Annotated in this window: 11 protein-coding genes; 1 reads left to right on the plus strand and 10 read right to left on the minus strand. The window is 71.5% G+C overall.

The annotated features are described in order from the left end of the window. Positions 1–131 precede the first annotated feature (131 nt). On the plus strand, positions 132–2,966 hold the full coding sequence (locus DRV96_RS05470; RefSeq protein WP_119288625.1) for an Rne/Rng family ribonuclease: 2,835 nt from the start codon (positions 132–134) through the stop codon (positions 2,964–2,966). 42 nt (positions 2,967–3,008) lie between these two features. Here the strand turns inward: DRV96_RS05470 and DRV96_RS05475 are convergent, their stop codons facing one another. From DRV96_RS05475 to lepA, 10 genes are all read right to left on the minus strand, one after another. Continuing rightward, positions 3,009–5,183, minus strand: coding sequence for a 3-hydroxybutyrate oligomer hydrolase family protein (locus DRV96_RS05475; protein WP_119288627.1), 2,175 nt, complete (start codon positions 5,181–5,183; stop codon positions 3,009–3,011). A 124-nt stretch (positions 5,184–5,307) separates the two neighbouring features. Continuing rightward, entirely contained in the window at positions 5,308–6,366 is a 1,059-nt protein-coding gene (gene nagZ / locus DRV96_RS05480; protein ID WP_119288629.1) for a beta-N-acetylhexosaminidase, read from the minus strand. An 8-nt stretch (positions 6,367–6,374) separates the two neighbouring features. Next, entirely contained in the window at positions 6,375–6,770 is a 396-nt protein-coding gene (gene acpS, locus DRV96_RS05485) for a holo-ACP synthase (RefSeq protein ID WP_119288631.1), read from the minus strand. Further along, positions 6,767–7,558: a pyridoxine 5'-phosphate synthase gene (locus DRV96_RS05490; protein ID WP_119288633.1), complete on the minus strand. Its 792-nt coding sequence runs from the start codon at positions 7,556–7,558 to the stop codon at positions 6,767–6,769. The genes acpS and DRV96_RS05490 overlap by 4 nt, the downstream gene beginning before the upstream one ends. Further along, positions 7,555–8,340, minus strand: coding sequence for a DNA repair protein RecO (recO, locus tag DRV96_RS05495; protein ID WP_119288635.1), 786 nt, complete (start codon positions 8,338–8,340; stop codon positions 7,555–7,557). The genes DRV96_RS05490 and recO overlap by 4 nt, the downstream gene beginning before the upstream one ends. A 7-nt stretch (positions 8,341–8,347) precedes the next feature. Beyond that, positions 8,348–9,265 carry a GTPase Era gene (era, locus tag DRV96_RS05500; RefSeq protein WP_119288637.1) on the minus strand — a complete coding sequence of 306 codons (918 nt, stop codon included), beginning with the start codon at positions 9,263–9,265 and terminating at the stop codon, positions 8,348–8,350. 73 nt (positions 9,266–9,338) lie between these two features. After that, positions 9,339–10,052, minus strand: coding sequence for a ribonuclease III (gene rnc, locus DRV96_RS05505; RefSeq protein ID WP_119288639.1), 714 nt, complete (start codon positions 10,050–10,052; stop codon positions 9,339–9,341). Positions 10,053–10,061: 9 nt separating this feature from the next. Continuing rightward, positions 10,062–10,436, minus strand: a complete 375-nt coding sequence (locus DRV96_RS05510) for a DUF4845 domain-containing protein (RefSeq protein ID WP_119288642.1) — start codon at positions 10,434–10,436, stop codon at positions 10,062–10,064. 20 nt (positions 10,437–10,456) lie between these two features. Continuing rightward, positions 10,457–11,422 (minus strand): signal peptidase I, encoded by a 966-nt coding sequence (gene lepB, locus DRV96_RS05515; protein ID WP_119288644.1) that lies wholly within the window; start codon positions 11,420–11,422, stop codon positions 10,457–10,459. After that, positions 11,419–13,230, minus strand: a complete 1,812-nt coding sequence (lepA, locus tag DRV96_RS05520) for a translation elongation factor 4 (protein WP_119288646.1) — start codon at positions 13,228–13,230, stop codon at positions 11,419–11,421. Before lepA ends, lepB begins: the two co-directional genes overlap by 4 nt. Positions 13,231–13,720 lie beyond the last annotated feature (490 nt).

Raw genomic sequence — 13,720 nt, forward strand, 5'->3', positions numbered from 1 at the left:
GTTGGCGGCCGGCCCCGGCCAGTTCCTCCCCGGTTCTTCTTCGGCGGCTCGTGCATCGATGCGCCGTCGGCCGCGTGCCGCCGGCGCGCTGCAGTGCGGCCGCGCGACGCGCGGCCATCGATGGAGTGCACATGAAACGCATGCTGATCAACGCCACGCAGCCCGAGGAGCGGCGGCTGGCGATCGTCGACGGGCAGAAGCTGCTCGACTTCGAGACCGAGATCGAGGGGCGCGAGCAGCGCAAGGGCAACATCTACAAGGCCGTCGTCACGCGCGTCGAGCCGAGTCTGGAGGCCTGCTTCGTCGACTACGGCGAGGACCGCCACGGCTTCCTGCCGTTCAAGGAGATCTCGAAGAACTACTTCCGCGAAGGCGTCGACGCCAAGACCGCCAAGATCGGCGACGCGATCAAGGAAGGCCAGGAACTGCTGGTGCAGGTCGAGAAGGAGGAGCGCGGCAACAAGGGCGCGGCGCTGACGACCTTCATCAGCCTGGCCGGGCGCTACCTCGTGCTGATGCCCAACAACCCGCGCGGCGGCGGCGTGAGCCGGCGCATCGAGGGCGAGGACCGCGAGGAACTCAAGGAGGCGATGGACCAGCTCGAGTACCCGAAGGGCATGAGCCTGATCGCGCGCACCGCCGGCATCGGGCGCAGCGCCGCCGAGCTGCAGTGGGACCTGAACTACCTGCTCAAGCTGTGGGACGCGATCGACGGCGCCGCCAAGGCCGGCAAGGGCGCGTTCCTGATCTACCAGGAGTCGTCGCTGGTGATCCGCGCGATCCGCGACTACTTCACTGCCGACATCGGCGAGATCCTGATCGACACCGACGACATCTACGAGCAGGCGCACCAGTTCATGAACCACGTGATGCCCGAGATGGCTTCACGGGTCAAGCGCTACCGCGACAACGCGCCGCTGTTCAGCCGCTTCCAGATCGAGCACCAGATCGAGACCGCGTTCAGCCGCACCGTGAACCTGCCTTCGGGCGGCGCGATCGTGATCGACCACACCGAGGCGCTGGTGGCGGTCGACGTCAACTCGGCGCGTGCCACGCGCGGCACCGACATCGAGGAGACGGCCACGCGCACCAACCTCGAGGCGGCCGATGAGATCGCGCGCCAGATGCGGCTGCGCGACCTGGGCGGGCTGATCGTCGTCGACTTCATCGACATGGAGGAGAGCAAGAACCGCCGCGAAGTCGAGCAGCGCCTGCGCGACGCGCTGCGCCAGGACCGCGCGCGCGTGCAGTTCAGCTCGATCTCCAAGTTCGGCCTGCTCGAACTCAGCCGCCAGCGGCTGCGCCCGGCGCTCAGCGAGGGCAGCCACATCACCTGCCCGCGCTGCAACGGCACCGGCCACATCCGCGACACCGAGAGTTCCGCGCTGCAGATCCTGCGCATGGTGCAGGAAGAGGCGATGAAGGAGAACACCGCCGCCGTGCACGTGCAGGTCCCGGTCGAGGTGACGAGCTTCCTGCTCAACGAGAAGCGCAACGAGATCACGAAGATCGAGCTGAAGCAGCGTGTCACGGTGCTGCTGATTCCGAACCCGCACCTCGAGACGCCGAACTACAAGCTCGAGCGGCTGCGCCACGACGACCCGCGCCTGGAGACCTACCGCGCCAGCTACACGATGATCGAGGAGCCCGACGACGAGGTCGGCATCACGCGGCGCGAGAAGGCGCGCACCAAGCAGGAGCCGGTGATCAAGGGCGTGCTGCCCGACGTGCCGGCCCCGGTCGAAGCGAAGCCCGCGCCCGCCCCGGCGCCGGCGCCCGCCGCGGCGCCCGCACCGGCCCCTGCGGCGGCCGCCCCCGCGCCGGCCGCACCGGCGGCCGAGGCGCCGCCAGCAGCCGGCAGCGGCTTCTTCGGCTGGGTGCGCAAGCTCTTCGGTGCCGCGCCCGCCGCGGCGCCCGCGCCGGCCCCTGCGGCGGCCGCCCCCGCCGCGGCCGCCGAGACCACCGAGACGCGCCGTGAGGGCCGCGGCGACGAGCGACGCGGCGAACGCGGCGGCCGGGGCCGCGGCGGCGAGCGACGCGGCGACCGCCGTGGCGACGAACGCCGCGCCGAACGGCGCGAGTCGGCCCGCGCCGCCGAGGCCGCGAAACCGGCGGCGGCCGACACCGACCGCGCCGCGCGCCCCGAGCGCAGCGCCGCCGAGGTCTCGCTGACCGAGGCCGAGCTGGCCACCGCCTTCGCCGACACGCAGCCCGGAAGCGACGCCGGCAACGGCGAGGGCCGTGAGGGTCGCCGCCGCCGCGGACGCCGCGGCGGGCGCGGCCGCGACACCGCGCGCAACGGCGGCGCCGGCGAACGCGTGGCCGAGGGCGGCGCCGAGTTCGACGCAGCCGAACCGGCCGAGACGCTGCCGCCGGCCGCCGTCGCCGAGACGGCCCCGACGGCCGACATGCCCGCCGAGGTCAGTGCCGCCGGCCTGGCCGAAGAAGTCGTGGCCGACGCCGCTGCCGGCGAGGCCGAGCGGCGCGGCCGCCGCCGCCGTCGCCGCCCGCGCCGCGAGCGTGCCGAAGGCGAGACCGCGCTGGCCGAAAGCGACGTGATCGACAGCGACGCCGTCGAAGGCGAGGCGGCCGAGCCGCAGGCGCTGGCCGCCGCGCTCGACGAGGTCGCCGAAGGCCCGGCCGCCGAGGCGCCGGTGCCGGCGCCCGCGGTGGCGGCGCCGGCGCCCGTCGTGACGCCGGCGCCCGTCGCGCGTGTCGAGCCCTACGTGCTGCCGGCGGCCGAACTGGTCGCGGTGGCGCAAGCCGCCGGGCTCGAGTGGGTCCACACCGACGCCGACAAGGCGCGCGCGGCCCAGGAGGCGATCGCCAACGAGCCGCAGCCGATCCGCGTGCCGCGCGAGCGCAAGCCGATCGTCGTCGCCGACGAAGGCCCGCTGGTGCTGGTCGAGACGCGGCGCGACCTGTCGCAGATGAAGCTGCCGTTCGAGATCGGCGCGCGGCACTGAGGCGCGCCGCGGCCCGCCGCGCGGCGGCGGCGGGCGCCCCGCTCAGTCGGGGATGCGCATCGTGCGCCCGTCGAACGTGATGCGGTCACCGGCAGCGGGTGCTGCCGACCACGGCGGCACGTTCGCCGCGGTGATCGGCACTGCCGCGTCGCCGCGCGGCGTCGTGCGCACGACCTGCGACGGCGGCAGCGGCGCGCCTTCGGTCAGGTGCGCCCACATCGCGTCGAGCGCGCGGTTGAAGTAGACGTGCAGCGGCACGTAGCGCGCCGCGTAGTCGGGAAACGGCAGGAACGCGTCGAAGTGCTGCGCGTTCGTGACCTCGATGTAGCTCAGCCGGCTCGCTGCGCCGTCGGCGAGCCAGCTCTGCGCCGCATACGGCCGCGAGCTGAAGTTCACCGGCACCAGCGTGTCGGCGCGGCCGTGCACGATGATCGTCGGCTTGCCGTTCAGGCGGCCGCGCTGCTGCACCTGCGCGATGCCCTTGCGCACGCGCTCGGCGGCCGGGCCGCTGCCGACGACGAGCTCGCGCTGGCAGCGCGCGCCGTCGACGTTGAGGTCGAAGCGCCCGGTCGAGGTCGAGTACGACAGCGTCTCGAGGACCGGCCCGCCGAGGCTGTCCGGGTTGAGGTCGTTGATGATGCCGATCCCCGCGCCCGGCGGCACGCCGTTGCCGGTGCCGAAGATGCCCTGCAGCGCCGCCGGCGGCGCGATCGGCAGGCCGGTCGTGGTGTCGAAGTAGGCGAAGCTCAGCCCGCACAGCCGATCGGCGACCGAGAAGCGGCCGTAGGTGTTCGCGTAGGTGTTGGCGATCGCCGGCGTCGCGAAGCGCCAGTGCGACACGTGCAGCGGAATCGTCTCGGCCTCCCAGCCGTAGGCGAGCAGCTTGTCGAGCGCCTCGTCGGCCTGCGCGGCGAGCGTGTCGGCGGCGAGCAACCCCAGGTCGCGCAGCGACGCGCAGCGGTTCTGCGCCAGCGGCAAGAACGCGGCCGGGAACGGCTGCAGCGAAGCCGCCGCGCGCGCCGACAGCGCCGCACACGGCTGGTACAGGTTCGCGTACGTGAAGTAGTCGAGCAGCGGCCGGCTGCCCGCCGTGTACGGCGCGCCGCTGCCGCGCTGGATCACGATCGAGCGCTCGGCGCGCGAGCGCGCCACCGTCTGCACCTGCGGCTCGCTGACCGCGACGCCGTCGATCAGGCCGTGGCGGTCGAGCTCGGCGGCGGCGAGCGCCGCGCCGGCGCCGTTGGACACGCTCGACGCGATGACGATCGTGCTCTCGGGCCGCAGCAGCCGCGCCTTCTTGCCGCTCGGCAGCGCGGGCGCGAACTGCTCGTTGAGCACGTAGAACGCGAACTCGATCGCGCGCAGCGTGTCGGCGCCCCACTCGGCCTCGGGGTTGAGCTGCGAGTGCGCGTGCTTGACCGCGAGCCGGTTCGGCGTGCGTGCGTTGTACGCGGCACGCTCGGCGTCGGTCAGCGCAGCGGTGAAGTTCGACGCGCTGCCCGCGGCCGCCGCGTCGGCGCGCACACCGTCGATCAGGTTGACGGTGTGGCCCTGCAGGTCGTGCACGCCGTTGCCGGTGCCCTTGTCGGTGTAGGCGACGGCGCAGCCGCGCTTGAGGCCCCACTCGCCCGACGACCCGATCGCGCCGTAGACGCCGCGCGAGCCGCTCGACGTGCCGGTGACGATGCACGGGCGCCGCACATCGAAACCCGCCGGCACCTGCACCATCATCGTGACGTTGCGCCGCCCGCCGCCGGCGTTCGCGTAAGCGAGGTACTCGGTGCCGGCGATCTTGCCGTCGCCGGCGGTCGGCACGCCGTCGATGCCGACGTTCGGGCCGTACAGCGACAGGTAGCCGCCGGCCGGCGCGATGTCGAGGATCGCGCGGTAGTTGTTGTAGATCGCGAGCCGGCGCAGCTCCACCGCCGTCAGCGACGGCGCGGTGGCCGGGTTCGGCACGCCGGCACCGGTGAGCAGTCCGAGGGCACCGAGCCCGGCGGTCAGCAGGTCGTCGCTGTCGCCGTCGTAGTGCTTCACGCTGACCGGGCCGAGCCACGGTGGCGCGATGTTCGGCGCGCGGTCGAGGCCCTTGGCCTTGGCGCCTGGCGGCGTCGCGACCGCGCCGGTGCTCGACAGTGCGGTGATCGCGGCCACGAGCAGGGACGCGACGGGCGTGACGGTGGCGCGACGCGCGCGCAGGCGGACGGACGGTGACATGGCGGCGGGGCTCCTGCGCCTCGGCGGGCGCTGCGGTTGCGGGCGTGCGCTGCAGTGTCGCAACCCCATGCCGGCCGGCAACCGGGGATTCCCGGTGCGCGGCGCAGCCCCGCGAATGTGCCGGTCAGGGCAGACGGTCGAGCGCGTGCAGGTACGCCGGGGCGTGCATCAGCTCGTCCCACGGCAGCGGCGCGGTCTGCGGCAGCAGCGCCAGACGGCGCGATTCGCTGGCCGCGCTCGGCTGCCAGGTGCCGCGCGCCGCGGCGCGCTCGAGGCCGTCGAGCAGCGCATCGACCGCGCGGCCGCCATCGACGCTCTGGTTGCACAGCAGCACGAGGTCGCAGCCGGCCGCCAGCGCAGCGGCCGCTGCCTCGGTGTGGTCGACCTCGCGGCCGTCGATGACGCGCGCGCCGGCCATGCTGAGGTCGTCGCTGAAGACGGCGCCGGTGAAGCCCAGCCGCCCGCGCAGGATCTCGCGCAGCCAGCGCGCCGAGAAGCCGGCCGGCCGCGTGTCGACCTTCGGGTAGACGACGTGCGCGGGCATCACACTGGCCAGGCTCGTCGACAGCCATTCGTACGGCTTGGCGTCGTCGGCGAGGATCGCCTTCAGCGCGCGGCGGTCGACCGGGATCTCGGTGTGGCTGTCGGCGGCGACGAAGCCGTGGCCGGGAAAGTGCTTGCCGCAGTTCGCCATGCCGGCCAGCAGCAGCCCGTGCATCAGGCTCTTGGCGAGCAGCGTGACCACGCGCGCGTCGCGGTGGAACGCACGGTCGCCGATCACGCCGCTCGGGCCGTGGTCGAGGTCGAGCACCGGCGTGAAGCTCAGGTCCACACCACAGGCGCGCAGCTCGCTCGCGAGCACGAAGCCGCACGCGGTCGCGGCGTCGGTGGCGGCCATCGCGTCGCGCATCCACAGTTCGCCGAGGCGGCGCATCGGCGGCAGCGGCGTGAAGCCGTCGCTGCGGAATCGCTGCACCCGCCCGCCCTCGTGGTCGACGCAGATCAGCAGGTCGGGGCGGATCGCCTTGCACTCGGCGGTCAGCGCGACGAGCTGGCGACGGTCGACCCCGTTGCGCGCGAACAGGATCAGCCCGCCGACGAGCGGGTGCGCGAGGCGGCGGCGGTCGTCGGCGTTCAGCGTGGTGCCGGCGACGTCGAGCACGACGGGAGCGTGGGCGGTCAAGGTGTGTCCTAGGGCAGGGTTTCGACGACGACGAAGCTCACGGCGTAGTCGCTCTCGTCGCTGAGACTGACGTGCGCACGCAGGCGCCGCTCGGCGAACCACGCCGCCAGCGCGCCGTGCAGGCGGATGTACGGCTGGCCGCTCGCGTGGTTGAGGATCTCGCAGGCGCGCCACGTCATCGGCATGTGCATGCCCAGGCCGATCGCCTTCGAGAACGACTCCTTGGCCGAGAATCGCGTGGCCAGGTATGCGAGCCCGCGCGCGGCCGAGCGCGCACGACGCGCGCGGAACACCGGCAGCTCGCCGGGGCCGAGCACGCGCTCGGCGAAGCGCTCGCCGCGCCGCTCGTAGGTGGCGGCGATGCGGCGGATGTCGCACACGTCGGTACCGACGGCGAACATCATGCGCGCGGGTCGAACGCGCGCTGGATGCAGCGCTGGTAGTCGCGCACCGTCTCGGCGTAGCCGAGCTCGAGGGCGTCGGCGATCAGCGCGTGGCCGATCGACACCTCGAGCACGCCGGGCACCGCGCGCAGGAACGTCGTCAGGTTCTCGCGGTTGAGGTCGTGACCGGCGTTCAGGCCCAGGCCGGCGGCCAGCGCGGCTTGCCCGGCGGCGACGTAGCGCGCGAGGACGGCATCCTGATCGGGCGTGCCGTACGCGCGCGCGTAGGCCTCGGTGTAGAGCTCGACGCGGTCGGCACCGGCCTCGCGCGCGAAGCGCATCGCCTCGGGCAGCGGGTCCATGAACAGGCTCACGCGCACGCCGAGCGCGTGGCACTCGTCGATCAGCGGGCGCAGCGTGGCCACGTCGGCCGGCAGGTTCCAGCCGTGGTCCGACGTGAACTGGCCCTCGGCGTCGGGCACGAAGGTGGCCTGGTGCGGGCGCACCTCGCGCACGAGGTCCATCAGGTTGTGCAGCGGGTTGCCCTCGATGTTGTACTCAGCCTGCGGCCAGTCCTTCAGCAGCGCGGCGAGCTCGTGGACGTCGTGCGCGCGGATGTGGCGCCCGTCGGGTCGCGGGTGCACCGTGATGCCCTGCGCACCGGCCTCGAGCACGAGGCGCGCGGCGCGCGTGACGCTCGGAATGCCGAGGTGGCGCGTGTTGCGCAGCAGCGCGACCTTGTTGAGGTTGACCGACAGCGCGGTGCGCGCGCCGTAGCTGCGGGCGTCGGGGGCGATCAGCGGGTTCATCGGGAGTGGCCGGCCAGGCGCTGCAGGTCGCGCACGAGGTCGCGCGTGCGCAGCACCGGGGAACCCAGATGATAGTGAAGCAGCGTGCGCAGCACGCTGCGCAGCGCCGCGGCCGGCGCGAGGCAGGCGTGCTGCAGCGCCGGCAGGTCGGTCGCGGCCAGCGCCGCGTCGAGCGCGAGCAGCGTGCGGCCGTCGAGCACGGCGTCGCGGCCTTCGGCACCGGCGACGACGCCGGCCTCGGGGTGCAGTGCATACACCCCGCCGGCACCCACCGGCTGCTGCGTCGCCGTCACGGTGCCGAGCGCGGGCAGCACGCCGAGTTCGCGCAGCAGCACGAGCTCGAATGCGCGCAGCGCAGCCTGCGCGATGCCCTCGTGGTCCGCCAGTGCCGGCAGCGTCGCGGCGTAGGCGTCGAACAGGGCTGCGTGCGCGTCGTGACGCGCGAGCAGGCGCAGCAGCAGCTCGTTGAGATAAAAGCCGGCGAGCAGCGCCGCGCCGCCGACCAGCGGTGTGCCACCGGCCCACTCGGCGCTGCGCAGCGGCTGGATCTCGGCCGACGCGTCGTCGCCGGCGCCGCGCCCGAGCGTGACCTGCAGGCGCTGGAACGGCAGCAGCACCGGGCGCAGCTGCGACGTCGGCCGCTTGGCGCCCTTGGCGACCGCGACGACGCGGCCGAGCTCGCGCGTGAACAGGTCGACGATGAGGCTCGACTCGCTCCAGTCCCAGCGGTGCAGCACGTAGGCCGCCAGCGGCGCCGGCGCGGCGCGGCGTGCTCGCGTCATGCGCCGCTCACTCGTAGCCGTAGCTGCGCAGGTGGTCCTCGCGGTCGGCCCAGCCCGAGCGCACCTTGACCCACAGCTCGAGGAACACCTTGGCGTCGATCAGGCGCTCGAGGTCCTGCCGCGCCTCGGTGCCGATGCGCTTGAGACGCTCGCCGCCCTCGCCGATGACGATCGCCTTGTGCGCGTCGCGGTCGACGACGATCGTCGCGGCGATGCGGCGCAGGTGGCCCTCCTCCTCCCACTTCTCGATCACGACGGTCGACGTGTAGGGCAGCTCGTCGCCGGTCAGACGGAACAGCTTCTCGCGCACGATCTCGCTGGCGAGGAAGCGCTCGCTGCGGTCGGTCAGCGCGTCGGCGTCGTAGAACCACGGCTGCTCGGGCAGGTAAGGCCGCACGATGCCCAGCAGCCGCTCGACGTCGGCCGGCTTGCGCGCCGACAGCGGCACGTACTCGGCGAACGCGTGGCGCTCGGCCATGCCCTTGAGCCACGGCAGCAGGTCGGCCTTGCGCTGCACCGCATCGACCTTGTTGGCCACGAGCAGCACCGGCTTGCCCTTCATCGCATCGCCCTGCAGCAGCGCGAGCACCTTCGCGTCGTCGAGGCCGAACTTGCCCGCCTCGACGACGAACAGCACGACGTCGACGTCGGCCAGCGACGCGACGACGGTGCGGTTGAGCGTGCGGTTCAGCGCCGAGCTGTGCCGCGTCTGGAACCCGGGGGTGTCGACGAACACGAACTGCGTGTCGTCCACCGTGCGCACGCCGACGATGCGGTGGCGCGTGGTCTGCGCCTTGCGCGACGTGATGCTGATCTTCTGTCCGACCAGCGCGTTGAGCAGTGTCGACTTGCCGACGTTGGGGCGCCCGACGATGGCGATCAGGCCGCAGCGGGTCCGCGCGGCGGGTTCACCGTCCGGGTTCATGCGCGGATCCGGCTGGACCGGTCGGCAGCACGCGCCCCATCGGGGGCTGAGCGGCCGCAGGAGGCGTCGGGGCTCACGATCGCAACGGGCCGCCGGGGCGGTCGCTGGCCTTGAGCGTGTCGAGCATGCGCCGCGCGGCCTCCTGCTCGGCGGCGCGGCGCGAACGCCCTTCGCCCTGCTCGCGCAGCCCGAGCGCGGCGACGACACATTCGACCTGGAACGTCTGCGCGTGCGCCTGGCCACGCGTGGCCACGATGCTGTACGCGGGCACCGGCAGCTTGCGCGCCTGCAGCCACTCCTGCAGCTCGGTCTTCGCGTCCTTGCTCCAGCTGTCGGCGTCGGTGCCGGCGATGACGTCGCCGAACAGACGCCGCACCAGCGCCTGCGCCGGCTCGAAGCCGCCATCGAGAAACACGCCGCCGATGACGGCCTCGAGCGCGTCGGCGAGGATCGACGGGCGCTGCGCGCCGCCGCCGCGTGCCTCGCCCTCCGACAGGCGCAGCACGTCGGGCAGCCCGAGCGCGAGTGCGACGCGGTGCAGGCTGTCCTCGCGCACGAGGTGCGCGCGCACGCGCGTCAGGTCACCCTCGTCGGAGCCGGCGAAGCGCTCGTACAGCAGCGCCGAGATCGCGGCGCTGAGCACCGCGTCGCCGAGGAACTCGAGGCGTTCGTTGTGGTCGGCGCCGAAGCTGCGGTGCGTCAGCGCGCGCTGCAGCAGCCGCGGCTGGCCGAAGCGGTACCCCAGCCGCTGCTGGAGGGCGTCGAGCCTGGGATCGCGCCCGTCCATTGCCGCCCGCTAGCGCGCCCGGCCCTCGCCCTGGTACTTGATCAGCAAGTACACCGGGGCGAAGAGTTCGATCTCCTTGTCGTACGCGAAGCGCACGACGACGCGGTCGTTCTCTTTCGTGATCTCGAGGTCGCGGCCGCTGATCGACGAGATCGAGTACTCGATGTCCTTCTGCCGGTCGAACGCGGCGCGGATCTCGGCGACGGTCGACCCGCCCTCGCTGGCGACCTTGTTGACCGCACGCAGGATCGTGAAGTACTCGTTGACCGACGGGAACACGCGCAGGCCGATCAGGGCGACGAAGCCGATCACGATGGCCCACGCGAGCAGCCCCAGCAGCGTGAAGCCCCGCTGCACCGACCCTGCGCGACGCCGCAATTGCATGCCCGATCTCCCGCTGTGCGTCAATGGAAACGCCCGATGCGCCCGAGGTTACCGAAATTCATCCACACGAAGAAGGCCTTGCCGACGATGTTCTCGTCGGGCACGAAGCCCCAGAAACGCGAATCCTGCGAATTGTCACGGTTGTCGCCGAGCACGAAGTAGTGCCCCGGCGGCACCTTGCAGACGACGCCCTCGGCGCTGTAGCGGCATGCGTCGCGGTGCGGGAACGACGCCACGGCGGGGATGAAGCCGGGGCGGTCGCGGTCGACGAGGATGCGGTGCTCGACCTCGCCGAGCTTCTCCGAGAACTGCAGCGCGTAGCGCAGGCTGTCCTCGTCGTAGTAGTCGGGCAGCGGCGTGAGCGGCACCGGCTCGCCGTTGATGATCAGGCGCTTGTTCAGGTAGCCGACCTCGTCGCCGGGCAGGCCGGCGATGCGCTTGATGTAGTCGACGCGCGGGTCGACCGGGTAGCGGAAGACGATCACGTCGCCGCGCTGCGGCGCGTGGTTGTCGACGATCTTGGTGTTGATGACCGGCAGACGGATGCCGTAGTGGTACTTGTTGACCAGGATCAGGTCGCCGACGAGCAGCGTCGGGATCATCGAACCCGACGGGATCTTGAACGGCTCGAACAGGAACGAGCGCAGCAGGAACACGGCGACGATGACCGGGAACAGCCCGGCGGTCCAGTCCAGCCACCACGGCTGCGCGAGGATCTGCTGCTTGGCCTGCGCGAGGTCGCCGTCGATGCGGTCGATGCCCGCCTTCTTCAACTGCTCGCGGCGCTCGCGATCCTGCTGCTCGAGACGCGCCGCGGCGGCGACGCGCTGGGGCTTGAAGTACAGCTTCTCGGCCAGCCAGTAGGCGAACGTGACGACCGACAGCACGAGCAACAGCAGCGCGAAGTTGCCCATCCAGTAGCCCATGAACCACCCGCCGAGGTAGAGGGCGAGCGCACCGTACAGCACCGCGGTGAGGGAACTCATCGATCGTCGACCTGGAGAATGGCGAGGAAGGCTTCCTGCGGCACCTCGACGGTACCGATCTGCTTCATGCGCTTCTTGCCGGCCTTCTGCTTCTCCAGCAGCTTGCGCTTGCGGGTGATGTCACCCCCGTAGCATTTTGCCAGCACGTTCTTGCGCAGCGCCTTGATGTTCTCGCGCGCGATGATGTGGGCACCGATCGCGGCCTGGATCGCCACGTCGTACATCTGCCGCGGGATGATCTCGCGCATCTTGGCGGCCACCTCGCGTCCGCGGTGCTGCGCCTGCGTGCGGTGCACGATGATCGACAGCGCGTCGATGCGCTCGCCGTTGATCAGCATGTCGACCTTGACGACGTCGGCGGCGCGGTACTCCTTGAACTCGTAGTCCATGCTCGCGTAGCCGCGGCTGACGGACTTCAGCTTGTCGAAGAAGTCGAGCACGATCTCCGCGAGCGGCAGTTCGTACGTCAGGTGCACCTGGCGGCCGTGGTAGGCCATGTTCATCTGCACGCCGCGCTTCTGGTTGGCCAGCGTCATCACCGGGCCGACGTACTCTTGCGGCATGTACAGCTGCACGGTCACGATCGGCTCGCGGATCTCGCGGATGCGTCCCGGGTCGGGCATCTTGCTCGGGTTCTCGACCTCGAGCACGGTACCGTCGTTGAGCTCGACCTCGTAGACGACGCTGGGCGCGGTCGTGATCAGGTCCTGGTCGAACTCGCGCTCGAGGCGCTCCTGCACGATCTCCATGTGCAGCAGGCCGAGGAAGCCGCAGCGAAAGCCGAAGCCCAGCGCCTGACTGACCTCGGGCTCGAAGCGCAGCGAGCTGTCGTTGAGCTTGAGCTTCTCGAGCGCGTCGCGCAGCGAGTCGTACTCGCTGGCCTCGGTCGGGTACAGGCCGGCGAAGACCTGGGGCTGGATCTCCTTGAAGCCGGGCAGCGGCTCGGTGGCCGGGCCGGCGTTGTTGGGCAGCTTCTTCTCGAGCGTGACGGTGTCGCCGACCTTGGCCGCGGCCAGTTCCTTGATGCCGGCGATCAGGAAGCCGACCTCGCCGGCGCGCAGCTCGTCGCGCGGCTGCGACTTGGGCGTGAAGACGCCGAGCTGCTCGAGCGGGTAGACGGCGTTCGTCGCCATCAGCCGGATGCGGTCGCCCTTCTTGAGCACGCCATCGACGACGCGCACCAGCATCACGACGCCGACGTAGTTGTCGAACCAGGCGTCGATGATCATCGCGCGCGGCGGACCGTCGGGGTTGCCGCGCGGCGGCGGCATGCGCGCCACGACGGCCTCGAGGATGTCGTCGATGCCCTCGCCCGTCTTGGCCGAGCACGGGATCGCGTCGCTGGCGTCGATGCCGATGACGTCCTCGATCTCCTGCTTCGCGCGCGCCGGGTCGGCCTGCGGCAGGTCCATCTTGTTGAGCACCGGCACGACCTCGACGCCGAGGTCGAGCGCGGTGTAGCAGTTGGCCACCGTCTGCGCCTCGACGCCCTGGCTGGCGTCGACGACGAGCAGCGCGCCCTCGCACGCCGACAGCGACCGGCTGACCTCGTACGAGAAGTCGACGTGGCCGGGCGTGTCGATGAGGTTGAGCTGATAGGTGCGACCGTCGCGCGCGGTGTAGCTCAGCGCGGCCGTCTGCGCCTTGATCGTGATGCCGCGCTCGCGCTCGATGTCCATCGAGTCGAGCACCTGCGCTTCCATCTCGCGCTCCGACAGGCCCCCGCAGCGCTGGATGATGCGGTCGGCCAGCGTGCTCTTGCCGTGGTCGATGTGGGCAATGATCGAGAAGTTGCGGATGTGGTCCATCGAACGATGCGTGGCGTCACGAGGCCGCGCACCGGCAGCCATCGCGGGGACTCATGAAGGGCGTCGGCGACGCGGCGAGCGGCCCGTTCGGGGCAAAAAAATAAGGCGCGCCGAAGAGGTGACGCGCCTTCCAACAAAACGTATGGCAACTGCTTGTTGGGCTTTCATTGTAGCCAAAAGCCCCCGGCTGGAACCCGCGCCAATGCTTGATTTCCGGCCGTTGCAGCATGCCAACAGGCGAATTTCCTCCACAGCTTATACACAGCCCCGCGAGCACTCGTCATGTGAGCACTCGCCCCGCCCGGACCCGCGTCGTGCAGGTCCAAATGGACGCCCTGTGCCGCCGATTGTAGTTGTCCGGACGCTCAGTCTGCGACGTAGCCGAGCAATGTGAGCAAGCGTTCACATTAATGAGGTTGGGTTGACCGGACTCCCCCGGCTCCGAGCCCCCGGTGGCGCTCCCACGAAGCGGAAAGACCCGACACGCCGG

It is taken from the genome of Azohydromonas sediminis, assembly GCF_003574675.1.
Classification (GTDB): Bacteria; Pseudomonadota; Gammaproteobacteria; order Burkholderiales; family Burkholderiaceae_C; genus Calidifontimicrobium; species Calidifontimicrobium sediminis.